Genomic DNA, 26,813 nt, shown 5'->3' with positions numbered 1-26,813 from the left:
TATGTAACGAGTTATTTACTCCCGGTATAAATCCAAGTCACAATTGATTTTCCCTGCTCATTTTCTTTTTCAAAGAGAAATAGGTAACAATACATAATATGATATACATAAAACCAATGATTAGCCCTAATGTTATAGAATAAGTCATTACTCGATAGAGGGTCAGCACACCCATGACAATTAAGAGAATAAGGAATAATAATCCGTTCTTTTTATTTTGAAGCACGATTGATGAAAATATGGCTAATGCCAGAGTAGTGGAGATTAAATGTCCCATAACTAAAATGATTCCCCACAAAACATCATTGTTAATAGATATCAAGTTTGATAGTGATTCTGGATACATCATAAAGCCTCCTGAACTTAATCATTTCTCACTGTATTATTATTTAGTTTCCTTCCTCCTCTGCCTCTCAGTATGAAAAACCAGGAAAGCCACACCACTAAATCCAATGATCCCAAAAACACCAGCGATTATTCCTTGAACAGAATGGGTGAAGAGTGTGAATCCCATAATAAAACTAGATCCTACAAGTAGAAGAAGTAACCAGTGGGCATATCTGCTTATAAAGTGGTTCATTTAATAGATTCCTCCAAAATATCATTATTCTATTTATTTTAACATAATATTCCAACATCTTTTAATGAAAAAATAAGCTACCCCCAAAAGGATAACTTATTTCACTTTACTTTAAATTTTCAAGAAACAGTCGCACAACATCAGCCCCACCAATTACAGTACCAAGTGTACTTCCTAAGTTAGCAAGCACGACAATGAGGAGGATTCGCGTTACTTTGTTTCTCCAGAATCCTTTTACACTTAGAACGTCTTCAGATAGTGAGTCAAAGTCACCGACATTCGGTCTGCGGAAATACGCCTGTACGAATCCGGCAAACCATCCTGCTGCCAGAAGCGGATTTAATGACGTAAATGGTGCTGCTACGAATGCTGTCAATATCGCTAATGGATGTCCTAGTCCGATGGCTACGCCAAGTGCAGAGAATCCTCCGTTCCATAGTATCCAACTAATCCCCTGTTGTATCCCGGCAGCTGGATTAGAAATGAAGGTATAGGCAATCACGGCAAGTATCATTACAGGAATAGCCCATCCTATAATCTTTGGCCATTTTGATTTAGCAGGCCGTTCGTTCAGTTTGTCCAAATTATGTTCTTTATAAATCTCCTTAGTGATACCAGGAACATGGGCAGCACCTAACACCGCGACAATTTTCTCCCCCGGGGCATCTTTGATTTTCTGGGCAAGGTATTGATCCCGTTCATCGATTAATGGTGTTTTCAATTTAGGAAACACTTGGGTGAATTCATTTAGCATCGAATCAAGCATATCTTGAGATTTGATTTTCTCGAGTTCTTCTTCTGTAATGGTATCGTTACTGAAGATACTGTAAATGATTTGTGTCATAAGTTTCGCTTTGCCACTGAATCCGACACTATTCCAAATACGGGAAAACGTGATTTGGATATTCCGGTCAGCCAAGACGAGTTCAGCGCCAGTTTCTTTCGCCGACTCAATTCCTTGAATCATTTCCTGACCCGGTTTGATGCCGAATTGTTTGGCCATCCGTCGCTGAAATGATCCAATGGCCAGATTCATAAGGAGCAAAGTAGCTTTTTTGTCTTTAATTACTTGAAAGATGTCTGTATCTTTCCATTTATCTCCCTCGACGATTGATTGATACCTTGGTTCGTCCAGCTCGACGCATACCGTGTCCGGCTGTTCGGCTTCGATCACTTCTTTTACCTGCTCTGCACTCTGACGCGATACGTGAGCAGTTCCGATGAGAATGTATTCCTTCCCATCCATATGTATTCTGGTAATATTCTTTTCGTTTTCTGTCGACATATTGTACCTTCCTTTAACTCCGTTGACTTCCAAATGGTTTAAATTGAATCTACCTCATAATGATAAACTAGTTTTGGCAAAATTTAAATAAATTCTATTTAGAATCAAGAAAGTTATTGATTGTTGAGGTTATTTTTATACGTTTTGTATGAATTAAGGCTGGAAAATTGGGGTGTAGATATGTATTCGTCCGATTTAACGGCGCTATTTCAATTATATCCGCAAAATGTAAGATATAACGGCAAATTCATTATAAAGAACATCGAATGTTTCTATAATGAAAAAAATCTCATCCAATTGATAGATGAGATCCCAAATTAAATATCAATAGCCACTCCTTTTCTCAAACACAGCCTCACTCACAATATCATACATTTTTTCAACACCTTTAGCAGAAGCTTCAAATTGATAGGAGCTCTCCATGTCAATCCCAATCTTCATGGCTTCTTCAGCAGCATTGATATTCGCTCCAAGAAAAATGAACTCCCAATTGTATCGCTCCTGTTGATGACTGATAAGGTCCTTTACCATACTGGCAGAAAACTCAACGCTCGCATTTTCGATACCATCGGTTGTGATAACGAAGATGACTTTCCCTGGCCGTTTGGCTGCCTCAAGCATAGCCAAACGATGACCTACATCGAGGATCGTTTTTCCCACTGCATCCATAAGAGCCGTCATTCCCCTTACATAATAATCCTCGGGGGTGAGCCTTACCTTGTCTGCTTCAATTCCGGTCCATAATTGCTCATATTTATCATCAAATAGTACGGTTGTTACAACGGTTTTTCCTGGTAACCGACTCTGTTTTTCAATGAAAGCATTGAAGCCTCCAATCGTGTCATGTTCAAGTCCACCCATTGATCCACTTCTGTCTAATAAGAAAATTATTTCAGTTAATGCAGTATTCATTTTTTTCATCCTCTCTTTATCGTTTCTGATATAATCATAAACACTAAGAGTATGAAACGGGTCGCTTAGAGAGCGACATTTTGGAGGTGAAAGTATGCTTAATGAGCAGATTTTGCAGGAACTTCATGATTTCGTGGAAACAAATAGAGAAATACGGATATATGATATACAAAAAGAAGAACCCATCTTAAGTGATAAGATTTATTCCAGTGAGCTGGAAGATTTTATTGAGCTGCATCAATCAGCGTCTTTTTCAGAGAGGTTGTTTCAGCACATCGATGGCAAGGGTCAGACAGATGCTTCCATCTACAAAAAAGCAGGAGTCGACCGCAAGCACTTTTCGAAAATCAGGTCTATTCCTGATTACAAGCCGAGTAAACGGACAGTGGTAGCCCTGTGTCTCTCTCTTGAACTGTCGGAGGAAGAAACCGGTGATATGTTGAGTGCCGCCGGTTTCTCCCTTTCAGACAGCGATCGATTCGATCTCGTCATTCAGTTTTGTTTAGAGAAGAAAATCTATGACATCGATGACGTGAATCAGGCACTGTATTCCCTTAAGTTAAAACCACTATAAAAAAGTAGAGTGCTAGAAACGGCACTCTACTTCTACTAATATTTCTTTTCGATTTTCTCTTGTAGCGTTTCGATTTTTTCTGGAAGAACGAATAAGTATTCAATGAGGCCTTCTAATAATTCCATAAGTAATGCCGCTGTTTCATCGTCAATTTCCCTTTCCAATTCCAGCATTTCATAGAATGGGGAGTTGGGATGAACAAGGTGGCTCAGCGCCTGGATTGGCTTTGTAAGGTCGACATTTTTGGGTAACTGGTCGAACTGTTCCGATAACGATTGCCCGTTTACTTTGTCCCCATTAAAATTCTTCAGGACACTCTCGAGTACGCGCTTAGACATAACGGCTGTAGCAGAGTTATCCTTCGACTGGCTGACATTTAATGCGGATCGAAATGATCGGACGAGGTCCTGTGGAATCCGTTTATTCCCTTGAATCTGATCCAACGGTCCGTTCGTTGCCAGGGGATCATAAATATACAGACCCGCTTCCTCACGTCGATTGACCGAATCATCATTTAGCATAATAACAAAGAGAGCAGATTTCTTACACTCTGAACAATTTGCTTCTGCAAACAGTCCTGTTTTATTTACTTGATAAAAATTGGCTTTCAAAACAAATTCACTTGTCTTTGAGCAGCTTGGACATTGACTTTTGACCTTCTTAGGAACTTTTTGATAACCATACTGAATATGAGACAGTACAGATCCAGGTAATATTTCTCTCATTAGAACCTCCTAAAAAAAAGCAACATAGCAAATGGATTTTAACTATTTAGAAAATTTAAGATAAATAAAAAAACGCTTTCCTTATATCAAAATTATACCTTTGCTAGAAATGATTACAAGGTTTAATATTTGGAAAATAGGATTTGTGAGATTGGGACTATGAATGGAACGAGTGAATTGGTTATGCATTCAACCTTCCTATCGTTTCTTCCACTTCAGTTACGATGGATATAAGGAGGTCTTTAGTAGATATATCCCTGCTGAGTCTCGGGCTTTGTCCAGACCACAAGGACAAGAATTCTGGAATTCGCTGTTTACTCGCTTCTTTTCTCAGACTTTTCGTTAACGCATGTTGTATGGGGTACGGAGGAAATTGGCTCTCGAATTCCTGCATTTCCCTGGTAAATCTGTTTTCAATTCCCCGGGCAGGTTTCCCGCTAAAGGCAGCTGTGATGACCGTATGAATTTCTGATGATTCTAAGACAGCCCTTTTATGAGACGCTCCAGCCCCACTCTCTTTACATGTAAGAAAAGCAGTTCCCATTTGGACTCCTTTTGCCCCTAAAGCAAGTGCTGCAATGACGCCTCTTCCATCCATAATCCCTCCTGCAGCAATCACAGGTATGCTCACCGCGTCCACCACTTGGGGAACGAGAGCAAAGGTTCCGATCATTGAGTGTCGAAATGAATCTAGAAACGTGCCTCGATGCCCACCAGCTTCACTTCCTTGGGCGACAACGATGTTTACTCCGTTCTCTTCATTGATAACGGCCTCTTCAACGGTCGTCGCGGTACCGATCACGATGGTTCCTTCCTTTTTTAACTCTTTCACAAGCTCTTTAGACGGGGCGCCGAACGTAAAGCTGCAGACGGAAATCTTTTCATTGAAGATGACTTCTACCTGCTTTTCAAAATCGGTTTGCAGCTCTGAAAACGAGCTGTTGTCCGTTAGGTTTAATTCTTTTTTATAAGGCTCCAACAATCTTTTGGCGTTGGTTATTTGTTCTTCATTTACTATTGGAGTTTCAGGTATGAAAAGGTTCACCCCAAAAGGCTGATTCGTTTGATCTTTTATTTCTTTGATTGCTAGTTTCATATTATCAACTGACATATATCCTGCCCCCAAGGTTCCCAAACCTCCAGAATTTGAGACCTCTGATACCAGATTTGCAGTAGTGACTCCACCAGCCATTCCTGCTTGGATGATGGGATAATGTGTGCCCAGTATTTTAGCAACGCTATTTTGATTCCACATGATTTCCCCTCCTTTTTCTTGAAGTACTTTAAATTAAGTATAAATAAATTATGACAAATTTATCCTTCATGTACAATTGATTTCTCTCTTTCTTCTATAGAAAGAGGCGGCAAATGTTGCCGCCCCAAAAAGAAATAATGGTATTAGGCAGATTTACGTTCTAACCCACGCAACCAAGCAGTTAGCAGCACGGCTCCTAAAACCATGATGCTTCCGATCCACGGAGTGTGGATAAGTCCGATACTGTCGACAATAAGGCCACCCACGAATGAACCGATGGCAATGCCGACATTGAAGGCGGCAATATTTAAAGCAGATGCTACGTTTACGGCAGTGGGTACATATTTTTCAGCTAAGTTGACAACTAAAATTTGCAAACCCGGCACGTTCATGAATGCGAATAGTCCCATTAGGAATATAGCAATTAAGCCGGCCACTTTGAATGGAGCTGCGAATGTCAGGAAGAATAAGACAATGGCTTGAGCTATAAACATCCAGAATAATGCTTTTAGAGGGCTTTTATCGGAAGCTTTACCTCCGAAGACATTTCCGATTGCAACTGCAATTCCATAAGCAAGCAGGATCATACTTACCCACTTGGAACTAAACCCAGTAACATTTTCTAACAGTGGCGTTAAATACGTGAATGCTACAAACGTTCCGCCATACCCTAAAGCGGTGATGGCAAAGGCTAATAATAATTTTCCGTTGCGTAAGATTTTCAATTGTTCACTAAACTTTGCAGGTGGAGCTTCCTTTAAATTTTTCGGTACAAGAATGGCACTTGCGATAATCCCTACGATTCCAAGTAATGCTACTCCCCAGAAGGTTGCCCTCCATCCGAATGCTTGACCAATAAACGTCCCCAGAGGTACTCCAGTGACGGTTGCAACAGTCAATCCTGTAAACATAAAAGCGATAGCACTTGCACGTTTATGTGCGGGCACCAAATCCGCCGCGATCGTAGAACCGATTGAAAAGAAAATACCGTGTGAAAAAGCTGTGATAAAACGGGCTACCAGTAATATTCCAAAACTTGTAGATATGGCAGCGACAGAGTTACCAATGATAAAGATTACCATTAAGGACATTAGTAGCGATTTACGGCTCATTTTACTTGTCAAAGCCGTAAGGACCGGTGCACCAATGGCAACCCCGATGGCATATCCGGAAATTAATAAACCGGCAAGCGTAATAGAGATGGATAAATCATCAGCAATCGATGATAGTAATCCGACTGGAACAAATTCAGTCGTTCCGATACCAAATGCAGAAATGGCAAGAGCCAGTAAGGCAAGGGTACCTCCTTTGGCTTTTGAGTGAGATTGATTGATTGTATTAGCATGAGAACTCATTAAAGAATTCCTCCTTAACTGAATAGTAATGAAATATGAAATTTTATAGAGAAAACACGAAGGCGCCTTTCTTGTTTTCTCTATACCCATCATTATGGTGGGTATTAAATATAAACGGAAGTACGCACTTTAAAGTTCTGTAGATACTTAATAGTAGTATAGGAACCTAAAAGTACCCTAGTTGATGTTCCGGGTGATAGAATGATTTCACATCGTACCTCCAAAAAGATCAATGTTGATTATGAACCTTTCAACACACGTTGAGAAGTACGTACTTATAAGTGATATAGGCACCTTGAAGTACCTTCATATAGAAAAAAGCGCTCAGAGCCTTTTAGCTCTGAGCGCTTTTTCAGTCTTTTTTAAATGAAGTAAACTTCAATACAATTTTCATGAATTCCTCATAAGAAGTGAAATGCTTATTCCATGAGTTATACCATTTTCGAATTGTTTCAAGTAACCAAAACGGAATGGCTCTTCCATCAATGAGGTGGTAATGTTCTTCGTATGCTTTCTTTAAATGCTCCCATCTGAAATCATTTCCAGGAAGCACATATTCGGACACATCTATAATTTTCGCTCTTCCATTTTGAAGTAAAATATTCTTTAAATGGATATCGCGGGGATTCATTCCCTGATCACGAACATATTGTCTGGCATCCTCCACATCTTGAATTACTTGTTCTGGAATATGAATTCCTTGGAGCAGACAATCGAATAGCGTTGGTCCCTCTTCGTAACTTAAAACGAGAAATTTATCGTAAGCTACATAGCAGGTTGAGAAAAAAGGTGATTTCCCAATGGCATTGTACACTTTTTCTTCTATAGTAATTTTCGATCCCTTATCCTCCGCGTACAATTTGAACGCAAACTCTGGAGCATAAATGGATTGAAAGACCGCTGCATCCGTCCCGACACCGATGCATCTTAGACTATCATCCCCACCATGTATCCTGACAGGTTCATTATTGGGATTGGAAGACACGGTAACTTGGGATAGAGATGGTAGTGCTGTTTCCCATTTATTATCCATATATTCTCCCTTCGTTGGAATTGAACTCTATTAAAGGTATGATTGGAATTCATACCTTATTCAGAATAATATAGCACCTACCAAACCCTGATATCAATTTTGCACCTTTGTAATTTGCTAGAAATTTTAGGCAGCTGTACGTAATTGTATAAATTCGAACAGTTAACGTCTATTTCACCTTCCATTGCTATTAAGATGATCAATATATTTCGGCAATTCCATCAAATCAACAATCACCCCATCTGCTCGTTCCGCATGACTCAAGTGAGGGTCTTTCTTCCAAATACCTTTCATCCCGACTTTCTGAGCACCATACACATCATACTCAGGGTGATCCCCGATAAAGATGCATTCATGAGGTTCTAAACTCAACCTTACTAATGCTCTCTTGAAGATTTCAGGGTCTGGCTTTTTCAAGCCTTCCCATTCTGAAACTAGAATTTCATCAAAGTATGCTTCTATTTCAAGAGACAGGATGTTGTCCATTTGAAACTGGCCAAAGCCATTTGTGATCATTCCCAGTTTGATATTTTTCTCTGTTAATTCATCCAACATCTTATGTAAATGTGGAAAAGGTACACAGCTGTGCTTGAATTCACTGATGTAATCCTCCAGCAGTTCTTCCCAGGTTATTTCAGGAATAATGAATTCCTCGATAAGCTGCTTGTACACTTCATCTTTCCAGACATAACCGCGCTGGTCTAATTCAATGAATCTGGTTATGTACGATTCTTTTGGTATATGTCTTAGCCATTTATCCAATCTTTCATATTGGCTAGTGATGAATTCATTAACAGATGCGTCTCTGTTCAGCAGGGTTCCGTCCAGATCGAATATGGCCGCTTGAATCATGATGTGGTGTCCTCCATTCCTCAGTTTTGGTGTCCCCTATGTTTCGTATATAGAATCCATAAAATCCGCCCCGAATCAAAAAAACTTTCCATATATTCACTATATTAACGCATCTTAGAATATAATGGAAAGAGATTAATAGAAAGGGAGATACATATGGGATTAGAAATGAAGACGGATTGTCAGGCGTGCCGGAGTACTTTGACGGAAGACGCGTACATCTGTGTCCATGAATGTACCTTTTGTGAGGACTGTACATCTAAAAATGACTCTATCTGCCCGAACTGTAGTGGAGAGTTAGTCAGAAGACCGAAACCACCTACGGGAATTGAGCACTAAGGAGGGAATCGGTTGAAGAAAACACTGCTGAATCATTGATGTGCAGAATGGAATGTTCTCAATGAAACCACCGATTCATAGAGGATACACTCTGTTTCTCTAGATAGAAACAAGCTCAGAGTTTGAACCCTGAGCTTGTTTAATTAGTTGATGTCTCCCAGATATACTACCTGAGCTAGTTCTTTATTTAGATAAGGAATGATTTTCTTAGGATATAACCTACACTTCGTTAACTCAGTCAAATCCATCCATTCGACCCCTACCTGATGACTATCCGGATTGGTAGGTGCAGGCTCCTTGTCCATTTCATTGAACATTGAACACTTAAAATAAAACTCCATCTGATGTACGTCATAATCAAAGGAAGCATGTTCATGATTCCGCCCGATATACTCCCGGATGTGTAAGAGTTCCCCTACTTCTACTTCTCTTCCGATTTCCTCGATGCATTCTCTTTTTAACGCTTCATGAAGTGTCTCACTTTGTTCCTGGCCCCCACCTGGAAACAGATAAAAGAATCCATCCCCGTCTTTATTCTTAGTGAGCAGGATTTTGTCATGTCTTATTATGATGGCTTTAGCTGAATTTCGGATGGCCATGGATAATCTCTCCTTCTAATTACTCTCATTTCTCATATGTATAAAATATCGCTATCTAACAATCATTTAGAGGGACGGGAGACAATAAAAGAGTCTCCCAACTTTTAAGTGTTGATTATTTGCAAACCATCAATACATTCCCATCAGGATCTTTAAAGACAAAGTATTGATCATTTTGAACATCAGTTACCAATTCGACACCATTGTCTTTCATAAATTGATAGGAATCATGGATATCATCAGTGGCAAATTGAATGGCCGGGAAATTCAACCTTGGCAGTTTTCCATTTTCGTCTTTCCACATGGGCATGGTGTCAAGGATCATACCTGCTCCGTCCATGTCGGCAACGAATAGATGATCAAAATGTTCTTCTCCTTTTTGGATCCCAAGGATTTTTGAGTACCATTCTTTAGACTTTTCAATGTTACTTACAGGAATAAAAACCAGGTTCACTTTGTTCTTGATCGGACTCTTCATCATAGAGCTCCCTCCAATTCTTTTAAAGTACTAGAATAAGTTTCAATAAAAGGCTTCGCATATCCTGCCTGACTCTTCCATTTCTTCTTTAGGAGTATGAGATCTCGGTTTCCGGATTGAGTCCTTTAAGATAAACCATTGATACACTGAGCTTAACTACAACTCGAAAGGATGATTTTTTTGATAGATCGCATATTGGTAGAGGATACCGTACGTTCATTGCGCGAGAGATATCAGCTTCCAGGCATTTCAGTGTGCCTGACAGATTCTACTGGAGAGCACTTTCCCTTGGCAGCCGGGGTTCGTCACATTGCATCAGATACAAAGTTAGACCCGTATGATCATCTACGGGTCGGGAGCATTACGAAGATTTTCATCAGCACACTTATTTTAAAACTAAAGGATGCAGGCATTGTGTCTCTTGAACAGACCGTGGATTCCCTCTTACCCGGTATCTTGAAAGATGGCATCCATATAACCATCCGTCAATTGCTTCAACACAGAAGTGGCTTGAAGGACTACATATGGATGGATGTTGCAGGAACAAAATGTATCCAGCACGCTGTAACCAGCCTTCAAGATGTATTTCCGCCACAAAGCCTCATCAGACTTGTTGCCAACCTTGATCTTGAATTTGAACCTGGTACTGAATTTAACTACTCGAATACAGGTTATATCCTGCTTGGAATGATAGCGGAAAAACTCTCCGGAAAATCGATCGAATACCTATTGGATCAATGGATCTTTCAACCGCTTCATTTGGAAAGGACATACTTTCCTATTACGAATGATCTAAGAAAACCTTATGCGACAGGATGTTCCAGAGCGACTCCTGACCTGACAGACTTTTCAGATGAAATATCAGAAATTACGAATCTCAACATATCGATTATCTGGACTGCAGGGGCTCTTATTTCCAATCCCATTGAAATTCAAACGTTTATGAAGGCCCTTTTTAACGGTCAATTATTATCTGAGGAATCTTTGACTGAAATGATGTGTTTCCTCGAAGCTGATGATCCGAAGCATTCCTATGGCTTAGGAATCCAACAATATACCTTTGAAGATGGAAGACAGGCCGTTGGTCATCAGGGAGGCATACATGGCTATGAATCAGTGACACTTTATTATCCTGACTGTGAAATGTATTTGACCGTTATCGTGAATCAAATGCCAATCGGGGTTGTGGCGATTGCAGATCAGTTGTTTCGAGAAATCACTAAGAGAATTTGAATTCGAGTTGCCTATTATGAAGAAAAAACGCTCAGACTGAGCGTTTTTTCATAATTGATCAAAAGACTAACTAGTGTTATTGTCTTTTCACGGCTTTCTTCCCCATAAAATATGAGCTGCTTCCCATTATCAAGCCACCAGCGACACTAAACAAGGTTCCAACAACAATCCACTGAATGGATAAGAATACACCCAGCATAAAAATAAATAATCCGCCTATTAAAAGTACGTTTGCTTTTGTCATAAATTCTCCTCTGCTATATTGAAAGCTGCTCAAGAATCGCCATGAGGATTAACATAGTGATGGCAGAAGCAATAGTAGAAATCGTTAATACATATTCTTTTGTTTTCCGGTAAAACAACCATTCCATGAAAGCTTTGAAAACGTGATGAACAATGAAGAAGAACAGAAAATACAATTCGGGGCTAATGATATTTTCATAATTGAAAAGAATTATGATAACTCCGGCGACCATGAGCACTAATAGTATTCTTTCCCCCCATTTATGTACCGGGTGCCTTAATTCATTCATACCCTCTTTGATAATATGAAAAGATTTTCTTAATTTTTTTTCAATCATAAAGTTAAAGACCATTAAGATTAACGCGAATGCTGAGGTAAGATACCAATGAAGAATGATTATTCCCCCTTATAAATCTCTTTCTATTTTAACATAAATTACCTAATAAGCTAGTTGAGCCGATGCTTGTGGCCCTTTAAATGATCAATTCCTGTTTATTACAATTATCACTTTAGTATACATAATAATATTATGGAATATAAAATATGAATCGCTAACTAGAATATATATATATAAAATTCAATATAAATTGGCTAAGTCATTCATGCCTTAGCCAATTTTTCCCTTTATTTGTTCCCTAATACTTTCTAGTTCTTCAAGAGTCAAATTGCTCAAAGACTTTTTAATTTCATCCTCAATTTGCTTTTTGTTTTTCTCCCGATATTGATCCCACCATTGCTTAAGATCTTCTGTATTTGTCAGGAGATATTCAAGGTCAATTTCTTCTATTTCCTCATCGGATAAATAGTTGAGAACAGCCGCTAACATTCGTTCAAGCATCTCGTTTTTTTCTTTTTCCTGTACCGGTTCATCATTTTCTTCAGTTGAGGATTCAGCTTTCCTTGGCATGTGAGTCCCTCCTTAGCATTTACTTGGTACATGTAGTATTGCCTATTGATGTGATTTGGTAAACGAATCTACCTTAGTATGTCCTTAATGTAATAAATCTTGAATAATAGAGGCAATGTTGAGTCGTATTTCTGTATTTATTTTAGAAAGGTGATAATTCAGGTAAACAATGCGTTTTTAATGAGAAAAAGGTGTTTACCGCGTCATTAAGTTACTCTGTGTTTACTTCAGGTTTACGCACGCTTACACCTTTTGTCCCTCCCCCTTTTTCTTTGTATGGTTAAGCTACCTGGGAATACAAAGAGAGGCGCGTCAATCAGAAGGAATCTGCGTTGGAGAAATTTGAAGAGCTTCATAAGCAATATGATTTAATGATTCATAAAGTGATTCATTCTTTGCACATATACAAAAATAAACATGAATATTATCAGACAGGTCTCATTGCACTCTGGGAGGCAAATGAAAATTTCGATTCAGAAAAAGGGGCTTTCCCTGCTTATGCTTATTCATTTGTACGTGGCAGAATACTATCTCAATTAACAAGTGAAAACCGTAATGAAGAAAAAAGTATTTTCAAAGAAGCGGACTTTTTTGAAATCATCGAGGATGAAAAAGGGAATGATGGGTTGGCACAAGAGTTACTGTACAGTTACTGTGAGGATTTAACTGAAAATCAGAGGAAATGGGTGCTTTATACATGCATGCACATGCTGACAGTGAGTGAGATTGCAGAGGTAGAGAATGTTTCGATTTCCGCAGTGAAGAAGTGGCGTAAGGGAGCAAAGGAGAGATTAAAGGGATTGTTGGATGTAAAATGATAGTTGGAAATTATTAGTGAGATTGACTTTTAAGCTGAGAATAATCAGAGAGATCCAAGCAGAATAGTCTTAATGAAGGCCAAGTATCTGAACTTGGCCTTTCCTACTACAAATTTTTCACAACAGCCATTTCCCTGCCGAATCTATCTCCCTGGTCCACAAATCCCAGACTGGTATATAAATGGTGTGCCCCTTCATTTTTAGGATGATAACCCACTACAATCTTATCGGCAGCAAGGGTATCAACCATTCCTTCTATCATCAAGGCAGTTGCTGCTTTTCCAATGCCCTTACCCTGATAGTTTTTATCCACCATGATTCTGTATACCCAGTAAGCATCGAGTTCTTCTGGCATAGTGTTGTACATTAAAAAGCCGACCACTTTGTCCTCATAATAGATGGCAAAGAGCTTTAGGGAAGGCTCAAATTTTGATTGGGCTATCGATATCGCATTTGATTCGATGAATGCCTTTTGATCTTCGGAAATTTCCAGCTGACAGCAATCGTACCAATTATCTATATTTACTTCTACTATATTCACACTGTTTGAATTCATTTATTTTCCCCTTTCGAAAGTAAGGAGGCAGCTTGTTAATCGTCCGCATCTCCTTGTAGTTCCTTGAAGTCGTTCATTCTCAATTAACCATATTGAACGCTGCCTCAAATCCAGATAAATATAGTATATAATTTTCAGACTATTGATTATACCACTATTTTCATGTAGAACCTCATATTTAGTATGCATAAAAAGCGTGTAGAGTTAACAACCCCTTCACGTCTTTGATTTTACTCCTTCACCTTTAGTCCCAATAAGCTTGCAAATCCGATCGCTTGCTCCTGTGAAACCTCACATCCATATAGATTTTCTATGGATACATTTATACGTGTAAACGTACATGAACTAATATCGATTCCTTTTAGATTAGTTTGGGTGAATTCAACCTCATTAAGATCGCACTGATCAAAGTGTACCTTCACGAGCCTGCAGTCTGAGTAGTTGGCATTTTGTAAGGAGGTTTGGTTGAATTTCACCTGCTTTAACCGTGCATCAACAAAGTCACTCATATTCGCCAAGGACTCTAAGAAACTTACATTGCCTAAATTCGCCTCGGAAAAATTCACCCCCATTAATTTGCATTCCTTAAACGTTACCCGGTGAATGATGCCTTCGGTGAAGTTCGCATTCGAAAGGTCACAGTTTTCAAATACTACATCGGTCATATCGATTCGAGGAAACGATGAACCTATGAAGGAAACATTTTTAAAGACAATTTTTGATAAAACGAGCTGATCGATTTCTTCGTGATCCAGCCTTGCATTTTCTATGATAGAATTCGATAGGAATGGATCTTCTTCATAATAGACATCTTGAAAATTAGCTGACTCTAATCGAGTTGGGACTTTGGGAGCTTCTATTTTGAATTTTAACGTCATGACTGCACCTCTACTAAGTTCTTTTTGTATAATGAAACTATAGCATGTAGAAACTTGAATAGTAGTCTTGGATTTTTTTCGGCTGTGTGTCTCGCAATGATTTTAGTGGTTAATTATATGGCTGGTGTTCCTAATTCATTTTTCGAGGTAAACTAAGGGGTAATGATAATAAGTGAGGTGTCCCACTTGAAAGTACTAGAAACGGATCGACTCACCCTGAGGTGGGTCGAGGCTGCAGACGCAGAATTCATTATGAGATTATTAAATGAACCTGGATGGCTGCAATACATAGGTGACAAAGGAATTCGAACAATTGAGGATGCAAATGCTTATATCCTGAAAGGTCCCAGGGCAATGTATGAACGGGAAGGATTTGGTTTGTTCTTAACAGAACGTAAAGAGGATCATACTCCAATCGGATTGTGTGGATTGATTAAGCGCGACGGACTTGAAGATGTAGATATTGGCTTTGCTTTTCTCTCTTCCTATCAATCTCAAGGATATGCATTTGAAGCAGCACGAGCTACAGTGGAACTTGCAAAGGACATAGGAATAAAACGTATTGTAGCGATTACGACGAAGGACAATGAATCCTCATCTAAACTTCTGGAAAAACTTGATATGCAATTAGAAGGATATGTGACATTGCCCAATGATACAGAAGAACTGAAAAAGTACGGGCTGAACTTCTAGGTATAAAACTATGTTCATATTGAAAAGAGCTGAGATCTGGAATTCGCAGCTCTTTTTTCTAGAGTGTTCCTGTCATTATTTATATAACTTCTTCAACTCTCCCAATACATAGTTCTCCCGTTTAATCCAGCCGTTGTTATCAAACTGGTCCATCAACTTTTCATTCCACTCAATCGCTTCATCCAATGTAACCCATTTTGGTATCATATTCAGTTCCGATTCATACCCTTCCAATTGTTGTGGTATTCTTTCTCTGTCTGTTAATTCACATTGGAAATAGTGGGAAGTCATTTCGAATAAGACATCATCTTCAAACACATCCAAATGTCTTTGAATCACAATTCCAAGGGGCTCATTAACAACACAATGTATAAAGCCTGTTTCTTCAGCGACCTCCCTTATCAGGGCACCAGGCAAGGTTTCACCTTCTTCAACTCCGCCTCCAGGAAATTTATAATCTCCTCTGTTTGAGTGTATAAGGAGAATCTTATTATTTTGAATGATGACTGCTTTCACGGCGGTTCTATATTTCATTTTGTATTCAGTTATGTCGCTTCTGGGTTTTCCTAAAACAGTTTCAAACAAAGTTGACGCTCCTCTTCCTATAAGTAGTTTCATTATCCTTGCCATACTAAAATTTTCTTCCCCTATTTCTTTTCAATTAACCCAATTCCCACCCCGGTAGGATCCACTAAATACGCAAGGAAAAAATCATCAAATTCCATCTTATCCCTGACCACCATCGCCCCATTTTCTTTAGCTGATGAAATGGTTTTTTCAATGGAGTTTACTTCAATTTGAATACGTGTACCGTGTGGATGATCATGAGGTCCTTTGCCTAGCCCCCCACTCATTCCGTCACCTTGCCCCGTTGAAACTGCCCAGTAGTCCCATTGGGGTTCGGCCACTTCCCAGCCGAATACGCTTGAGTAAAATGCTGCTGCTTTTTCTGGATCCTGACTACTTAATTCAAAGCCAACTACTTTTCCATTTTGATTTTTCATGTTCGTTCCCTCCATATTCCTTTATTCATGAAAAATTGAGCACTCTTATATATTTGCTCTTATACAAATACGTATTATTTCAATTCGACAAAATTTCCCATTACCCTCCATTAAAATGAAGATTCCCAAATGTTAAATCATATTTTGTATTTCAAAACAGAACCCCTTATGTGTAGTCAAGCAGGTTTTTTCTCACTAGCAGTTTCGTTTTCCTATATATTCGGATTGAGGTCTGTATATGGTATTGTTTTCAGCCTGCTCCATCACATGAGCTGTCCACCCAACGATTCGACTGGCCGTAAATGTCGGTGTGAAGAGATCTGATGGTAGATGCATCGATTTCATGATGGCAGCAGCATAAAACTCTACATTTGTGTATAGGGATCTACCCGGCTTAATTTCAGCTAAAAGTTCAATCGCCTTCTTCTCCACATAGAGTGCTAGATCCAGAGAGTGATCATCCCCCATGTTTTCTAAGAGTTTCTTTCGTAAAGCGATGGCTCTTGGATCATGAGTCTTATAGACACGGTGTCCAAATCCCATCAGCTTCTCACCTTTCAGCAATTTTCTTCTGATGACACTTTCGGCTTTTTCAGCCATGCCTATTTCGTTCAGTAAATCAATGACCCCGGATGGTGCTCCTCCGTGAAGTGGCCCTTTCATTGTTCCGATGGCTGCAGTGATGGCGGAAACCAGATCGGATTCCGTTGAGGCTGTGACTCTTGCCGAGAAAGCAGAAGCATTCATTCCATGCTCAAGGGTCAAGACCATATACGTTTCCAACGCATCCGCAACTGTCTTTGAGGGATTGTTTCCGGTTAACATATAGAGATAATTCTCCACATGGTTCAGCTGGGTATCCGGAACGATTAAAGGTTTATCCATCATCATATTGAATCGGTAGGCAATGATGGTCGGAATGACGGCCGTCAATCGCATTGACTGCTCAATAGTTGGCTTCCATTTGTATTCTGTTCCTCCTTCAGAGGAGATGACGGTCCTTAATACACTCATCATGTCCATTCCTTGTGGTAGCGAATGAAGGATGTCCCTCATTACAGGTGTCAGGAATCGGTAGGTGCCCAGTTTCTTTTTGATCTCCACTGCATCCTCCACCGTTGGTAGATGCCCATACCATAATAAGAAAGCAGCTTCTTCAAATGACAGATGACTGAGTTCTCCGATTTCATATCCCCTATAGATGAGGACACCCTCCTTACCATCGATATGACTGATCATTGTTTGTGCTGCGATAATTCCTTTTAGTCCTTCACTAAACATTCGTATCATCCCCTTTTTCTTCGTTACAATTATTGTATAATGGATTTATAATTATGAAAATTAAATATTTTTAATTCAATTGATTACATTTATTAATAAGGGTAGGGTGGAAATAGTGGATCTGAATGTGGTGAAAACGTTTATAACAGCAGCTGAATTCAATCATTTCAGGAAAGCGGCGGAGCGATTATTTATATCACAGCCGACCGTTACGGTACACATTAAACAACTTGAAAAAGAGTTGGGAGTTATCCTATTTGAGAGAGCTGGGAAGAAAATCAAACAGACAGAAGCGGGAAGATCCTATTTACAGCATGCTAAAAGATTGATCGAGATCTATGAGGAAGGAATCTCTGTTCTTCAATCCTTTAGTCAGGGATACACGACAACACTTAAAATGGCTATATCGCCCTTGATTGCTGATAATGTTTTACCTTTTGTTTTAAAACAATATTTAGAAACTCACCCTCAGGTTGAGATTTCGGTTGAAATTATTGAATCTGCTGAAATAGAGAAGGCTGTTCTAGAGGAAAGAGTCGATATTGGACTTTCCTGCCTTCCTGGCTTTAGTCCTGAACTTGAACATACTCTATTGTTTTCAGATAAAGTCATTTTGGTGGCTCCTCATGATGGACGGGATTTCGAATCAGCCCCACCTTTGGAAGAAGAGGACTTACTAGCATCGAATTACTTATTGACCCACAATCACCCTGCTTATTGGGATGAACTCTGTTATACAATAAAGCAGCTCTATCCAAAAACCAGGATGATGAGGGTTTCACAAACACATATTACGAAACGATTCATCGCAGAAGGGCTTGGGGTTTCCTATCTTCCCTCCTCTACAGTCAGGAGAGAGCTATTGGAAGGAAGGCTCTTGGAGGTTGAAACAAATGCTTTTCCTATGCCGGAAGCTAAAACCTTCGCCATTACAAAATATCAACATAAAACACATAAGGAGTTTTTGCGTTTCCTGTCTCGATTCAGAGTGTGAAAAAAGGGATGACATGTATTATCTGCTGATCATGTCGTCCCTTTTATTGATTACTATTTTTGAAAAATTCCAGTCAATAAGTCAGAGGCACCAAATAGGTTTTCTGAATGTGTTTTATCAATCATTCTCCTGATTTCAATAGGTTTTAATGAATGAAAAATTTTCCTTAACCGTTCCTCTGTATAACCTAATCCACCCATAAGTGAGCCTTTTCGATATACTTCCCAATCGGATATATCAGAGCCTCCTAGACTTCCACCTTGTAGAAAACAAGTAATACCGAAATAACCCTCTTCCTTTAACGATTTGTCAATAATTTCTATGTAACTCATTCTTCTATGAGGTGCTATATGATGAAAACAACCTGAATCGAAAATGAAATCATATTTCCCTTGTTCACTATTGAAGTCGAAAATATTTTGGTGTAAAAAGTTGATGGTGAGATTCCTTTCATCTGCGCGTTCCTTTGCCCAATCGAGGGACGTTTTCGATAAATCAACTGCATCTACCTCAAAACCCTGTTCCGCTAAATAAATTGAATTTCTGCCTGGTCCACACCCGAGTTCCAGTACTTTGCCAGGTGTAATCCTTCCCATTTCCACGTATGATACTAAATTCTCGTCAGGTGCATTCACAAATATGGGTACTGATCTGTCACGATCAGAAAAAAACTCATCCCAAAATGGAGCAGGTTCCCTTAGAAATGAATCCAGCATTTCCAGTAAATCATCATAATTATGAATGTTTTCTTGCATGTGGTTCCCCCCTTTTAAAGCTAATTTCATTTTACTTGATTTCAAAGAAAGAAAGGTTACCACGATTTTACAATTTTGTGTTTTAGAATGGTGACGGTAGGTTAAAGCGATGATTATTATGCGCCGAGAAGTGACAAGGTTGGTTCAGGATATACTTAAACCCGCTTTTAATAGGGAGATACACAAAAGCATTTAGAGATAATTTGACTTATTTTAAATGCGTTAGTGAGGGTAGTGAGAGTAAATGATAATGACAAAACATTACATTTATTTCAATAATATATCAAAAGAGAGTTGGTGACTTACTACTACCAACCATCATTATTACGCTCATTCTCCTAAATACTTCTCCATCCTGATATCAGACCACATTGTATGATTCCAATAGGTGAAGTCAGCAATTCTAGCAATTTCTTGATATCCCGACTGTTGATAAAGCTTATATGCCCGGGTATTAAACTCGAATACACCCAATTCAATTCTTGTAAGTCCTTGCTTTTTTATCTCTTCTTCTAAATATTGGATAGCCTTGAAACCTATTCCCTTGCCACGTCCATCCTCTTCACCTATTGTAATACCAATCCAGGCAGTTCCGGGTTCTCTTTTGTGAAGATGACTAGGATCCACCATATAATTCATTTCTCCCACAAGCTTGTCATCTATGTAAATAAGATAAAAATGTTGAGTGTCTAAACGGCTTTTGAACTCTTCTAAATTTATCTGCCACTCCTGTTCCAGTTCCTTCTTGTTTTTATTAGGGCGAATTAATGGAATTAAGACAGGATTGTTTTCCCAACGATTCAAGGCATCAATAATTATAGGATTTGGTTCGATTACCTTAATAAAATGAATAGTCATTATTTTTCCTTTCTTTTCTCATTTATTTTAATCACTGAATTAATAGTATCATTTACAACAAGTAACTTTCATTTAGTCACTCGTTCTCATCATTCAATTATACCTTTTCCCTGGCCGACTTCCCAGGATAGACTTATGCTATGGGAATATCTGCAGTTAACTATCTGTTCTATTGAAGCCCGACCTCCAATATGTATAACTATGACCATATATAAGCATATACCAAGGAGGTACTCCTGTGAAAGGAACCATCAATCCCATTAAGCTGAACGAAGTCATCAAGTATGAAGATCTTTTTCACGAAACTTTTAAGGGGACACCCTTAAGAGCAGGGCGTGTGGAATTAATAACGTACTGGATAAAGCCAGGGAAATCATTTATTACGTATGACATACATGATCAAGATAAGAAGTTCGTAAATATAGAAGATGCTCCTTCCCCGCCTTCGATTCATCGGGAAGAGATTAGATTTCGGACGATTTTTGAGTTGAATCAGTCAGTGGATATTGAGATTGCAGGGGTGAAGAGACCTTCTGTCATAGTAACAATCAACATCGCCTGGTCGGATGATGGAAATGTAGTGTCTTATGGAGTGACGGATCGGACTAATACGACATATTATGGGGTTCGAGAAGAGTTGCTTGTTAGATGGAATCCTGAATTTGTGATTAGGTGAAAAACATGAGAAGACCTTTACTACCTGTTCAAATAATTTTTAACCCAAAAGAAACCAGCGTCTATTTTGTGACACTGGTTCCTTTTTATATTATTTATAGAAAACTTTATCTACGTTATATTTCGATTGGAGCTTGTTAATGATATACGTTTCGTAAATCTCACGATCCATCGCATCTTCAACAATGGCAACATCGATTCGATAGATTTCGCCTCTGTGGTTACGTAGTGGTGATACGGTATCTTCAAGATGTTTCTTGACTCTTTGTCTTAGTTTACGTGCTTTTCCAACGAAGAGAAGTTCGTCGTTGATGTTGTAAAACAAGATGATACCGCCTTTGTCTCTTGGGATTTCGTGAAGATCGATGAATCCTTGGATACTTTTGATCTTCGGTTCTTCTGAGTCTCTTGGTTGTCTGCGTTCGGTAATGGAAATATCCGCTTGTGGGATGTCAATTTTTATCATGAATGTCACGTCCTTTGTTTGCTGTAAGAGGTAATGGTAACACATAAAGTATACAATTACTATACAACGTAGCACTTACCATTAAAAAAGAGAGGTCCCCTCGCCCTTTTATACATACCTGAGTCCAATTCGATTATTAAACGTCTGATTCTTATTCTTAAACACAAAAAAATTATTTTTAAAATCAATCGTGAGTTCGTGTTCATATAAATCTTCGAAGTCGTCGTCAACAATGAAGGTCAAATCATCGGATTGGATGATATTCTCTTTAGAATCAGGTTCTCTATTTTCTACTACCTTTATTTCATAGAGATTGTTCACTATATCGCAGCTTCCGCGGTCTAGTGATAGCTGCATGATTTTCCCATCAGGGATTTCGTTTAGTTTTTCTTTTGCAGATTGGGTGATTTCCAATTTCATTGTACGTTCCTCCTATTCTGTAAGTGGAACAAGTATGTCAAGATGCTGCTTCAGGTTTTCTATTGTGATTGGCAGCTCGTCCCCCTCGTCCCCATCAACATTGGCAGTCATCTTATAGGACGATGACGCTTCCAGCTTTGTGACTCTCATATAATGGACATGTTCACTTTCTGCCAGTTCTCCTGAAAGAATCTTTGGAAGGAGCAATAGAAAATGAGGAAGGGCAATGTCTTTGATGATAAAGACATGGAGCTTACCGTCATTTACTTTGGCTTCGGGTGCAATGGTTTCCATGCCTCCGACAGAATTGGTCAGGGCAACAAGCATGAGAAGCGCGTCCCCTTCCCAGTCATGGTCGGAATGGACCTTAAGTTCGAACGGCTGCTTCTCCTTCATTTTCTTCATTCCTTCTATTATATAGGCAAGGGGGCCAAGCTTCGACTTCTGTTCGACGGGTGTTGAGAACGATGCTTCTGCCAACGCGCCTACTGCGACGATATTGATGAAGTATCGGTCATTGATCTTTCCAACATCGGTCTTCTGAACATGATTATGCTTGAATATGTCGATGGCATCTTCGGGTTTCATAGGAATATTTAAAGCTCGTGCGAAATCATTTACTGTTCCCAGTGGGATCAGACCAAATAGAGGACGGTGATCCTGCTCAGCTATTCCGTTAATCGCTTCATTGATGGTTCCGTCCCCTCCCATGGCTGCGACGAAATCAAACTTTCGCTCACATGCCTCCCTGGCGAAATCCCTGGCATCTCCTTCCCCTTCTGTAATGCGCAATTCCGTTTTATACCCCATTTTTGACATGGTTTCAAGAGCATGTTCACTATAGTCCTTCCCTTTTTCCTTCCCAGAAGAGGGGTTAACGATAAGCATGGCATGTTTCACAGTGATATCCTCCTTTTAATATGTATACAGTTTCTTTACCCTGATTTAGAGCGTTGGAACCTTATGTATGATTAAAATTGGCAGGAGAGAACATATCATTACAATAAGTAATTAAATATTTTGCAAACCCAAGGGTATGTTTAATCCGTTCTTCTTTCGAGTTGAAGAGACTCACTTTCAAACCGTTTCGAATATTCATGGCCTCCCTTATAATGTTGTGCCATTCATCATGAAGATGTTGCAGTCCATATTCCCCTGCTTCTTGCTTTGAGGTAATTCCATATTCTCTTAATGTGTAGTATTGACGAAGCAAACCAAGGACGGACCATTCTATCTCATTATCAATGATTTCCGTCGGATAATTCATAACGTCCTCAATTGAATTTTCCATTCCACGGATCCTTTCTGTCCAATACGCATTCATGTTGGAAAGAACATAGGAACTTAATTGGTGTAAAGAAATGCTTACATCAAAAGAAGCGGTGGCCGGCCCCATCAAGCTAATCCCCTTATGTTTAAACAAATACCAAGTGATTGGGTTGAAATTAAAATACTCACCAAATTTCAATTCACCATTATTGTAATAAGCATTTTCTTGATATTCGGTTGTGCCGGTTGTTCTAAGTTTTCCTATCTCCTCTTGAATGATATAAACCCCATCCATTTCCGTCTTAGGGTATGTCAACGCTATTTCATTATGTACAAGATATAAACTCTCAGCATCTTTAGATGTCATTCGGCGGCGGGTAACTGCGATAAAGTCAATATCACTGGAATTATTCACATACGCATCCAACGAGATGGAACCGTGTAAATACACGCCTTCTATCATATTTGGCAAGTATTTATTAAATGAAATCAGGTAGTCATCTAATACTGTTTGGACAACCCTTGGTACCCTGGCCATTGAATTCCCTCCTTTAGATTACTAAATACACGATATTCTCATTATTATCCGTCTCTAATTTATGCTTTACGTATCAATAGGAGTGAAAGATCATCACTCAGTAAACATATTAACATTTAATTCCATTAATGTGTAAGGTTAATGAAGAATTGGAAGATAGCAGTGAGGGAAAAGGAACAGTATAAAAAAAGCGCTGACCTCCATATGTCCGGTCAGCGCCCTCTAGATAGTTAATTTCTTTTATTAATTAAGCTTTAACATTGTTAATCCTGCACTATTTATAGAGGTATTATCCACATTACCAATGAGGTTATCTGCCGTATGCCCAATATTTCTAAGCTCTACTTTTCCTCCTGCTGGTATAGTAACAATCGCTTCTCCATTAACTTGAAAAATGGAATCCAGGGTCACAGGGGCACTTGTGAAGATGCCTAGTTGGTTACCATACCTGCTGGATGTTACTAGTAAACCATTCACGAATAATGCGTATGCTCCTCCTCTACTAAATCCTGTTTTTCCACTAGTAAATATAACGTTATAGTTTATTTTGTAGTCTCCTTCGTTTACTACGATTATTGAGGTCCCCAAGTGAATAAAGTCCCCGGCAGAACTAATGCCAGTATGGTTAAAAGAAACAGGTTGGTCAGGTATTATAAGATCTCCGCCAATTCTATACACATTACAATATCTCTGATTACATGTGCATTCCCCTTGAGAACCTTTGACACCCTGAATTCCACGCTCTCCTTGAGGACCCGGTTCGCCTTGAAGTCCTTGTTCGCCTTGAAGCCCTTGTTCACCTCGAGGTCCTTGTTCGCCTTGAGGGCCTTGTTCACCTTGAAGTCCTTGTTCGCCTTGAGGTCCTTCTTCGCCTTGAGGGCCTTGTTCACCTTGAGGTCCTTGTTCGCCTTGAGGGCCTTGTTCGCCTTGAAGCCCTTGTTCGCCTTGAAGCCCTTGTTCGCCTTGAGGCCCTTGTTCGCCTTGAAGCCCTTGTTCACCTCGAGGTCCTTGTTCGCCTTGAGGGCCTTGTTCACCTTGAAACCCTTGTTCTCCACGAAGTCCTTGCTCGCCTTGAGGCCCTTGTTCACCTTGAAGTCCTTGTTCCCCTTGAGTCCCATGTTCACCTCGAGGTCCTTGTTCGCCTCGAGGTCCTTGTTCGCCTTGAGGCCCTTGTTCGCCTTGAGGCCCTTGTTCGCCTTGAGGCCCTTGTTCGCCTCGAGGTCCTTGTTCGCCTCGAGGTCCTTGTTCGCCTTGAAGCCCTTGTTCACCTCGAGGTCCTTGTTCGCCTTGGGGCCCTTGTTCGCCTTGAATAACTTGGACATTTTGGGGTTCCAACTCTTCTTGTGCTACTCGCTTTCCTCGTTTTTTGCTTTTCTCGCTTTTTTTCTTACACTCTTTAGGCTTTTCATCGTATTCGTCATTCTTTGATTTCTTATGCTTGTCTTCCTTATCATGACCTCTTTTAGATCCCAATTTACTCACCTACTTTTCATATATCAATATTTTAATCCTATTAATCAAATGATGAATAACTAAACAGAATTACTATAGTTTATGAAAATTATGAATAGTACGTGTAGACAAACATCCTGTGGTTCTATAAATAAACGATAGTCTATAGTATTGGAAGAATACTATAGTATAGTAGCCTCTGATGAGATAGCGGCAGGGTAAATGCTGATGAACTTGCTGCCTCCCTTTGCTGAATTTAGACATTTCTTATCTCAAGCACAAACTGATTGACTGAACCCCTGGATTTTGCGTTACAACACGACACACTTTGGTAAGAAAGCATTATTTTAAACCAAGTTCTATGAAATTTCAGCATTTGGCTCGGTTACACAAATGAAACTGTTTCCATACAATATAGAAAAAGTGAAAGTCTACCATGTAAAGGAGTGATGATCAATGGAGAACTTTTTTAACGGGAAAATCTCAAAGAAAGACCTGGAAGCCTTTGAAATGATTGGTGATGGGAAAGATGGTGAAATCTATAAGGTAGCAGAGGACAAAGTTGTTAAGTACTTCTTTAAGGAAGAAACACATCAACGGGAACTTGAAGCGATGAAAATAGGGCAGAACTCGGCCATTATGCCTCGTCTATATGAATTTGGTGACAATTACATTGTCATGGAGTTTGTTCAGGGGATATCCCTTGCCCGTCATATGAAACGACACGGCCATATTGATGAAGAAATGACACAAAAAATATTATTCGTTTTAGAAGAATTTAAACGGATAGGCTTCACACGATGGGATACGGAGGTTCGCCATATGTTAATGGATGAAAAGGGCGAATTCAAAGTGATTGATCACAAGCGAGCATTTACATCCGACACACCTGTTCCAACAAAGTTGTTAAAAGGAATGAAGAAATTTGGTTTAACAGGCGAATTCCTGGAACATGTAAAGAATCTAAATCCTGAGCTCCATGATGCTTGGAAGAAATATAAGTAGTTCCATACATGATGAAGTTCCTCACTAAAATATCATAGAAACAAGAACGTTCTTTCCTAAAATCAAAAAGGAAAGAATGTTTTATTAATAATTTTTAGGACAAGCACCTGAAATCAAAAAAAGGATAGTACTCCCGTAAAAGTACTATCCCTAGAATTTTTTAAAATTGATTATACTTTTTTCACCGTTACCCTATCCAGGTGAGTGAATAAAACGTCACCATTACCATTAGACCACACTAAATAGTGATCTTCAGCTTTTATAAATGTTCCGTCGCAGTCTATTTTTTCTGCTCCCGAAATAACCTCGATTTTATCACCAAGCTTGAGTACTTTATTAAGTTTATCGGAAAATCCCATAATGCCTCCTCCTTTCTCTTTTAACATTCAACAGTCTATATATTTATATTAAAAAAAACGAAAAATGATAGGGCTATTACCTATCATTTTTATTTTTCCTCAAAGAAAAAATGACTGGATTGCGTCCAGTCATTTTTTTCGTTTCTAAATAATGTTAACTAAACTTTACGAACTGTAACATTATTTAAGTTAGACGTGTTCATATGGCCATTATCATCAGCCCATACAACGAAGTTATCGCTTGCGTAAACATATGAACCCTCTTCGATTTCTTCGTCACCAGATAGGACCTCGATTTTATCACCTAGAGATAAAATTTTATTAAGAAAATCAGCCATATTACCATCTTTGAACAAATTAGACATTATGTTTCCTCCTTTCGGTGTTTACTCTATTTTTATGCTGAACCGTTAAATGCGTA

36 protein-coding genes are annotated in these 26,813 nt (G+C 39.1%); 8 read left to right on the top strand and 28 right to left on the bottom strand.

Annotation, left to right across the window (positions count from 1 at the left end; translation table 11 throughout):
* Positions 1-37: 37 nt before the first annotated feature.
* The 3 genes from ACOSV2_RS04710 to ACOSV2_RS04700 all read right to left on the bottom strand — a co-directional run bounded on the left by ACOSV2_RS04710 (position 38) and on the right by ACOSV2_RS04700 (position 2,777).
* Positions 38-349 (bottom strand): hypothetical protein, encoded by a 312-nt coding sequence (locus tag ACOSV2_RS04710; protein WP_428974122.1) that lies wholly within the window; start codon positions 347-349, stop codon positions 38-40.
* A 337-nt stretch (positions 350-686) separates the two neighbouring features.
* Positions 687-1,865 carry a TraB/GumN family protein gene (locus ACOSV2_RS04705; RefSeq protein ID WP_428974121.1) on the bottom strand — a complete coding sequence of 393 codons (1,179 nt, stop codon included), beginning with the start codon at positions 1,863-1,865 and terminating at the stop codon, positions 687-689.
* 324 nt (positions 1,866-2,189) lie between these two features.
* Complete coding sequence (locus tag ACOSV2_RS04700) at positions 2,190-2,777, bottom strand: vWA domain-containing protein (protein ID WP_428974120.1); 588 nt, start codon at positions 2,775-2,777, stop codon at positions 2,190-2,192.
* 94 nt (positions 2,778-2,871) lie between these two features.
* On the opposite strand from ACOSV2_RS04700, the gene ACOSV2_RS04695 reads away from it, so the two are divergent.
* Positions 2,872-3,351 carry a hypothetical protein gene (locus tag ACOSV2_RS04695; RefSeq protein ID WP_428974119.1) on the top strand — a complete coding sequence of 160 codons (480 nt, stop codon included), beginning with the start codon at positions 2,872-2,874 and terminating at the stop codon, positions 3,349-3,351.
* Positions 3,352-3,386: 35 nt separating this feature from the next.
* On the opposite strand, the gene ACOSV2_RS04690 is transcribed toward ACOSV2_RS04695, so the two are convergent.
* The 5 genes from ACOSV2_RS04690 to ACOSV2_RS04670 all read right to left on the bottom strand — a co-directional run bounded on the left by ACOSV2_RS04690 (position 3,387) and on the right by ACOSV2_RS04670 (position 8,571).
* The gene (locus ACOSV2_RS04690) at positions 3,387-4,076 is read right to left on the bottom strand and encodes a hypothetical protein (protein WP_428974118.1); all 690 of its coding nucleotides are present in this window, start codon (positions 4,074-4,076) and stop codon (positions 3,387-3,389) included.
* A gap of 181 nt (positions 4,077-4,257) precedes the next feature.
* Entirely contained in the window at positions 4,258-5,331 is a 1,074-nt protein-coding gene (locus ACOSV2_RS04685; protein ID WP_428974117.1) for an NAD(P)H-dependent flavin oxidoreductase, read from the bottom strand.
* Positions 5,332-5,474: 143 nt separating this feature from the next.
* The gene (locus ACOSV2_RS04680) at positions 5,475-6,686 is read right to left on the bottom strand and encodes an MFS transporter (protein WP_428974116.1); all 1,212 of its coding nucleotides are present in this window, start codon (positions 6,684-6,686) and stop codon (positions 5,475-5,477) included.
* A 352-nt stretch (positions 6,687-7,038) separates the two neighbouring features.
* Positions 7,039-7,719 (bottom strand): serine/threonine protein kinase, encoded by a 681-nt coding sequence (locus ACOSV2_RS04675; protein WP_428974115.1) that lies wholly within the window; start codon positions 7,717-7,719, stop codon positions 7,039-7,041.
* A gap of 174 nt (positions 7,720-7,893) precedes the next feature.
* Positions 7,894-8,571 carry an HAD family hydrolase gene (locus ACOSV2_RS04670; protein WP_428974114.1) on the bottom strand — a complete coding sequence of 226 codons (678 nt, stop codon included), beginning with the start codon at positions 8,569-8,571 and terminating at the stop codon, positions 7,894-7,896.
* A gap of 156 nt (positions 8,572-8,727) precedes the next feature.
* On the opposite strand from ACOSV2_RS04670, the gene ACOSV2_RS04665 reads away from it, so the two are divergent.
* Positions 8,728-8,910, top strand: a complete 183-nt coding sequence (locus ACOSV2_RS04665) for a DUF1272 domain-containing protein (protein WP_428974113.1) — start codon at positions 8,728-8,730, stop codon at positions 8,908-8,910.
* A gap of 143 nt (positions 8,911-9,053) precedes the next feature.
* On the opposite strand, the gene ACOSV2_RS04660 is transcribed toward ACOSV2_RS04665, so the two are convergent.
* Both ACOSV2_RS04660 and ACOSV2_RS04655 read right to left on the bottom strand, forming a co-directional pair.
* Entirely contained in the window at positions 9,054-9,509 is a 456-nt protein-coding gene (locus ACOSV2_RS04660; RefSeq protein ID WP_428974112.1) for an NUDIX domain-containing protein, read from the bottom strand.
* 115 nt (positions 9,510-9,624) lie between these two features.
* Entirely contained in the window at positions 9,625-9,990 is a 366-nt protein-coding gene (locus tag ACOSV2_RS04655) for a VOC family protein (protein ID WP_428974111.1), read from the bottom strand.
* Between the two features lie 177 nt (positions 9,991-10,167).
* Between ACOSV2_RS04655 and ACOSV2_RS04650 the strand changes: the two genes are divergently transcribed.
* The gene (locus ACOSV2_RS04650) at positions 10,168-11,220 is read left to right on the top strand and encodes a serine hydrolase domain-containing protein (protein ID WP_428974110.1); all 1,053 of its coding nucleotides are present in this window, start codon (positions 10,168-10,170) and stop codon (positions 11,218-11,220) included.
* Positions 11,221-11,296: 76 nt separating this feature from the next.
* Here the strand turns inward: ACOSV2_RS04650 and ACOSV2_RS04645 are convergent, their stop codons facing one another.
* From ACOSV2_RS04645 to ACOSV2_RS04635, 3 genes are all read right to left on the bottom strand, one after another.
* A complete protein-coding gene (locus ACOSV2_RS04645) occupies positions 11,297-11,464 on the bottom strand; it encodes a hypothetical protein (protein WP_428974109.1) in 168 nt (55 codons plus the stop codon).
* Between the two features lie 13 nt (positions 11,465-11,477).
* On the bottom strand, positions 11,478-11,801 hold the full coding sequence (locus ACOSV2_RS04640; protein WP_428974108.1) for a DUF4181 domain-containing protein: 324 nt from the start codon (positions 11,799-11,801) through the stop codon (positions 11,478-11,480).
* 270 nt (positions 11,802-12,071) lie between these two features.
* Positions 12,072-12,371, bottom strand: a complete 300-nt coding sequence (locus ACOSV2_RS04635; protein WP_428974107.1) for a hypothetical protein — start codon at positions 12,369-12,371, stop codon at positions 12,072-12,074.
* A 332-nt stretch (positions 12,372-12,703) separates the two neighbouring features.
* Here ACOSV2_RS04635 and ACOSV2_RS04630 point away from each other — a divergent pair, with 332 nt between their 5' ends.
* Complete coding sequence (locus tag ACOSV2_RS04630; protein WP_428974106.1) at positions 12,704-13,189, top strand: sigma-70 family RNA polymerase sigma factor; 486 nt, start codon at positions 12,704-12,706, stop codon at positions 13,187-13,189.
* Positions 13,190-13,295: 106 nt separating this feature from the next.
* On the opposite strand, the gene ACOSV2_RS04625 is transcribed toward ACOSV2_RS04630, so the two are convergent.
* The gene (locus ACOSV2_RS04625; RefSeq protein WP_428974105.1) at positions 13,296-13,745 is read right to left on the bottom strand and encodes a GNAT family N-acetyltransferase; all 450 of its coding nucleotides are present in this window, start codon (positions 13,743-13,745) and stop codon (positions 13,296-13,298) included.
* 230 nt (positions 13,746-13,975) lie between these two features.
* Positions 13,976-14,623, bottom strand: a complete 648-nt coding sequence (locus ACOSV2_RS04620; RefSeq protein ID WP_428974104.1) for a pentapeptide repeat-containing protein — start codon at positions 14,621-14,623, stop codon at positions 13,976-13,978.
* Between the two features lie 186 nt (positions 14,624-14,809).
* Between ACOSV2_RS04620 and ACOSV2_RS04615 the strand changes: the two genes are divergently transcribed.
* Positions 14,810-15,316: a GNAT family N-acetyltransferase gene (locus tag ACOSV2_RS04615; protein ID WP_428974103.1), complete on the top strand. Its 507-nt coding sequence runs from the start codon at positions 14,810-14,812 to the stop codon at positions 15,314-15,316.
* A gap of 75 nt (positions 15,317-15,391) precedes the next feature.
* On the opposite strand, the gene ACOSV2_RS04610 is transcribed toward ACOSV2_RS04615, so the two are convergent.
* The 3 genes from ACOSV2_RS04610 to ACOSV2_RS04600 all read right to left on the bottom strand — a co-directional run bounded on the left by ACOSV2_RS04610 (position 15,392) and on the right by ACOSV2_RS04600 (position 17,601).
* Positions 15,392-15,901 carry an NUDIX hydrolase gene (locus tag ACOSV2_RS04610; protein ID WP_428974102.1) on the bottom strand — a complete coding sequence of 170 codons (510 nt, stop codon included), beginning with the start codon at positions 15,899-15,901 and terminating at the stop codon, positions 15,392-15,394.
* 62 nt (positions 15,902-15,963) lie between these two features.
* Positions 15,964-16,320, bottom strand: a complete 357-nt coding sequence (locus ACOSV2_RS04605; RefSeq protein WP_428974101.1) for a VOC family protein — start codon at positions 16,318-16,320, stop codon at positions 15,964-15,966.
* Between the two features lie 195 nt (positions 16,321-16,515).
* Positions 16,516-17,601: a citrate synthase/methylcitrate synthase gene (locus ACOSV2_RS04600; RefSeq protein ID WP_428974100.1), complete on the bottom strand. Its 1,086-nt coding sequence runs from the start codon at positions 17,599-17,601 to the stop codon at positions 16,516-16,518.
* A 115-nt stretch (positions 17,602-17,716) separates the two neighbouring features.
* Between ACOSV2_RS04600 and ACOSV2_RS04595 the strand changes: the two genes are divergently transcribed.
* A complete protein-coding gene (locus ACOSV2_RS04595) occupies positions 17,717-18,595 on the top strand; it encodes a LysR family transcriptional regulator (protein ID WP_428974099.1) in 879 nt (292 codons plus the stop codon).
* Positions 18,596-18,648: 53 nt separating this feature from the next.
* Here the strand turns inward: ACOSV2_RS04595 and ACOSV2_RS04590 are convergent, their stop codons facing one another.
* Together ACOSV2_RS04590 and ACOSV2_RS04585 are read right to left on the bottom strand one after the other, a co-directional pair.
* On the bottom strand, positions 18,649-19,350 hold the full coding sequence (locus tag ACOSV2_RS04590) for a class I SAM-dependent methyltransferase (RefSeq protein ID WP_428974098.1): 702 nt from the start codon (positions 19,348-19,350) through the stop codon (positions 18,649-18,651).
* A gap of 330 nt (positions 19,351-19,680) precedes the next feature.
* Positions 19,681-20,208: a GNAT family N-acetyltransferase gene (locus ACOSV2_RS04585; RefSeq protein ID WP_428974097.1), complete on the bottom strand. Its 528-nt coding sequence runs from the start codon at positions 20,206-20,208 to the stop codon at positions 19,681-19,683.
* A 238-nt stretch (positions 20,209-20,446) separates the two neighbouring features.
* On the opposite strand from ACOSV2_RS04585, the gene ACOSV2_RS04580 reads away from it, so the two are divergent.
* Positions 20,447-20,884 (top strand): hypothetical protein, encoded by a 438-nt coding sequence (locus ACOSV2_RS04580; protein WP_428974096.1) that lies wholly within the window; start codon positions 20,447-20,449, stop codon positions 20,882-20,884.
* Positions 20,885-20,974: 90 nt separating this feature from the next.
* Here ACOSV2_RS04580 and ACOSV2_RS04575 read toward each other — a convergent pair whose 3' ends face one another.
* The 6 genes from ACOSV2_RS04575 to ACOSV2_RS04550 all read right to left on the bottom strand — a co-directional run bounded on the left by ACOSV2_RS04575 (position 20,975) and on the right by ACOSV2_RS04550 (position 24,898).
* Positions 20,975-21,349 carry a nucleotide excision repair endonuclease gene (locus ACOSV2_RS04575; protein ID WP_113967743.1) on the bottom strand — a complete coding sequence of 125 codons (375 nt, stop codon included), beginning with the start codon at positions 21,347-21,349 and terminating at the stop codon, positions 20,975-20,977.
* Positions 21,350-21,457: 108 nt separating this feature from the next.
* A complete protein-coding gene (locus tag ACOSV2_RS04570) occupies positions 21,458-21,769 on the bottom strand; it encodes an iron-sulfur cluster biosynthesis family protein (RefSeq protein WP_428974095.1) in 312 nt (103 codons plus the stop codon).
* A 12-nt stretch (positions 21,770-21,781) separates the two neighbouring features.
* Positions 21,782-22,669 carry a diacylglycerol/lipid kinase family protein gene (locus ACOSV2_RS04565; protein WP_428974094.1) on the bottom strand — a complete coding sequence of 296 codons (888 nt, stop codon included), beginning with the start codon at positions 22,667-22,669 and terminating at the stop codon, positions 21,782-21,784.
* A gap of 61 nt (positions 22,670-22,730) precedes the next feature.
* The gene (locus ACOSV2_RS04560; RefSeq protein WP_428974093.1) at positions 22,731-23,576 is read right to left on the bottom strand and encodes an aminoglycoside adenylyltransferase domain-containing protein; all 846 of its coding nucleotides are present in this window, start codon (positions 23,574-23,576) and stop codon (positions 22,731-22,733) included.
* Between the two features lie 243 nt (positions 23,577-23,819).
* Positions 23,820-24,053: a hypothetical protein gene (locus tag ACOSV2_RS04555; protein ID WP_428974092.1), complete on the bottom strand. Its 234-nt coding sequence runs from the start codon at positions 24,051-24,053 to the stop codon at positions 23,820-23,822.
* 173 nt (positions 24,054-24,226) lie between these two features.
* Entirely contained in the window at positions 24,227-24,898 is a 672-nt protein-coding gene (locus tag ACOSV2_RS04550; protein ID WP_428974091.1) for a hypothetical protein, read from the bottom strand.
* A gap of 586 nt (positions 24,899-25,484) precedes the next feature.
* Here ACOSV2_RS04550 and ACOSV2_RS04545 point away from each other — a divergent pair.
* A complete protein-coding gene (locus tag ACOSV2_RS04545) occupies positions 25,485-26,033 on the top strand; it encodes an RIO1 family regulatory kinase/ATPase domain-containing protein (protein WP_428974090.1) in 549 nt (182 codons plus the stop codon).
* A 170-nt stretch (positions 26,034-26,203) separates the two neighbouring features.
* Here ACOSV2_RS04545 and ACOSV2_RS04540 read toward each other — a convergent pair whose 3' ends face one another.
* Together ACOSV2_RS04540 and ACOSV2_RS04535 are read right to left on the bottom strand one after the other, a co-directional pair.
* Positions 26,204-26,392, bottom strand: coding sequence for a hypothetical protein (locus tag ACOSV2_RS04540; protein WP_113967738.1), 189 nt, complete (start codon positions 26,390-26,392; stop codon positions 26,204-26,206).
* Between the two features lie 158 nt (positions 26,393-26,550).
* Entirely contained in the window at positions 26,551-26,757 is a 207-nt protein-coding gene (locus ACOSV2_RS04535) for a hypothetical protein (protein ID WP_113967737.1), read from the bottom strand.
* Between the last annotated feature and the right edge of the window lie 56 nt (positions 26,758-26,813).

Source organism: Rossellomorea sp. DUT-2 (assembly GCF_052665285.1).
Note: the sequence above shows the minus strand (reverse complement) of the source record. Positions and strands in the feature narration are given on the sequence as shown.

What these genes read in the sequence shown, in the direction of transcription:
- ACOSV2_RS04710 (WP_428974122.1), bottom strand. Translation starts at nt 349, where the DNA reads ATGATGTATCCAGAATCACTATCAAACTTGATATCTATTAACAATGAT.
- ACOSV2_RS04705 (WP_428974121.1), bottom strand. Translation starts at nt 1,865, where the DNA reads ATGTCGACAGAAAACGAAAAGAATATTACCAGAATACATATGGATGGG.
- ACOSV2_RS04700 (WP_428974120.1), bottom strand. Translation starts at nt 2,777, where the DNA reads ATGAATACTGCATTAACTGAAATAATTTTCTTATTAGACAGAAGTGGA.
- ACOSV2_RS04695 (WP_428974119.1), top strand. Translation starts at nt 2,872, where the DNA reads ATGCTTAATGAGCAGATTTTGCAGGAACTTCATGATTTCGTGGAAACA.
- ACOSV2_RS04690 (WP_428974118.1), bottom strand. Translation starts at nt 4,076, where the DNA reads ATGAGAGAAATATTACCTGGATCTGTACTGTCTCATATTCAGTATGGT.
- ACOSV2_RS04685 (WP_428974117.1), bottom strand. Translation starts at nt 5,331, where the DNA reads ATGTGGAATCAAAATAGCGTTGCTAAAATACTGGGCACACATTATCCC.
- ACOSV2_RS04680 (WP_428974116.1), bottom strand. Translation starts at nt 6,686, where the DNA reads ATGAGTTCTCATGCTAATACAATCAATCAATCTCACTCAAAAGCCAAA.
- ACOSV2_RS04675 (WP_428974115.1), bottom strand. Translation starts at nt 7,719, where the DNA reads ATGGATAATAAATGGGAAACAGCACTACCATCTCTATCCCAAGTTACC.
- ACOSV2_RS04670 (WP_428974114.1), bottom strand. Translation starts at nt 8,571, where the DNA reads ATGATTCAAGCGGCCATATTCGATCTGGACGGAACCCTGCTGAACAGA.
- ACOSV2_RS04665 (WP_428974113.1), top strand. Translation starts at nt 8,728, where the DNA reads ATGGGATTAGAAATGAAGACGGATTGTCAGGCGTGCCGGAGTACTTTG.
- ACOSV2_RS04660 (WP_428974112.1), bottom strand. Translation starts at nt 9,509, where the DNA reads ATGGCCATCCGAAATTCAGCTAAAGCCATCATAATAAGACATGACAAA.
- ACOSV2_RS04655 (WP_428974111.1), bottom strand. Translation starts at nt 9,990, where the DNA reads ATGATGAAGAGTCCGATCAAGAACAAAGTGAACCTGGTTTTTATTCCT.
- ACOSV2_RS04645 (WP_428974109.1), bottom strand. Translation starts at nt 11,464, where the DNA reads ATGACAAAAGCAAACGTACTTTTAATAGGCGGATTATTTATTTTTATG.
- ACOSV2_RS04640 (WP_428974108.1), bottom strand. Translation starts at nt 11,801, where the DNA reads ATGATTGAAAAAAAATTAAGAAAATCTTTTCATATTATCAAAGAGGGT.
- ACOSV2_RS04635 (WP_428974107.1), bottom strand. Translation starts at nt 12,371, where the DNA reads ATGCCAAGGAAAGCTGAATCCTCAACTGAAGAAAATGATGAACCGGTA.
- ACOSV2_RS04625 (WP_428974105.1), bottom strand. Translation starts at nt 13,745, where the DNA reads ATGAATTCAAACAGTGTGAATATAGTAGAAGTAAATATAGATAATTGG.
- ACOSV2_RS04620 (WP_428974104.1), bottom strand. Translation starts at nt 14,623, where the DNA reads ATGACGTTAAAATTCAAAATAGAAGCTCCCAAAGTCCCAACTCGATTA.
- ACOSV2_RS04605 (WP_428974101.1), bottom strand. Translation starts at nt 16,320, where the DNA reads ATGAAAAATCAAAATGGAAAAGTAGTTGGCTTTGAATTAAGTAGTCAG.
- ACOSV2_RS04600 (WP_428974100.1), bottom strand. Translation starts at nt 17,601, where the DNA reads ATGTTTAGTGAAGGACTAAAAGGAATTATCGCAGCACAAACAATGATC.
- ACOSV2_RS04590 (WP_428974098.1), bottom strand. Translation starts at nt 19,350, where the DNA reads ATGCAAGAAAACATTCATAATTATGATGATTTACTGGAAATGCTGGAT.
- ACOSV2_RS04585 (WP_428974097.1), bottom strand. Translation starts at nt 20,208, where the DNA reads ATGACTATTCATTTTATTAAGGTAATCGAACCAAATCCTATAATTATT.
- ACOSV2_RS04575 (WP_113967743.1), bottom strand. Translation starts at nt 21,349, where the DNA reads ATGATAAAAATTGACATCCCACAAGCGGATATTTCCATTACCGAACGC.
- ACOSV2_RS04570 (WP_428974095.1), bottom strand. Translation starts at nt 21,769, where the DNA reads ATGAAATTGGAAATCACCCAATCTGCAAAAGAAAAACTAAACGAAATC.
- ACOSV2_RS04560 (WP_428974093.1), bottom strand. Translation starts at nt 23,576, where the DNA reads ATGGCCAGGGTACCAAGGGTTGTCCAAACAGTATTAGATGACTACCTG.
- ACOSV2_RS04550 (WP_428974091.1), bottom strand. Translation starts at nt 24,898, where the DNA reads ATGTCCAAGTTATTCAAGGCGAACAAGGGCCCCAAGGCGAACAAGGAC.
- ACOSV2_RS04545 (WP_428974090.1), top strand. Translation starts at nt 25,485, where the DNA reads ATGGAGAACTTTTTTAACGGGAAAATCTCAAAGAAAGACCTGGAAGCC.
- ACOSV2_RS04540 (WP_113967738.1), bottom strand. Translation starts at nt 26,392, where the DNA reads ATGGGATTTTCCGATAAACTTAATAAAGTACTCAAGCTTGGTGATAAA.
- ACOSV2_RS04535 (WP_113967737.1), bottom strand. Translation starts at nt 26,757, where the DNA reads ATGTCTAATTTGTTCAAAGATGGTAATATGGCTGATTTTCTTAATAAA.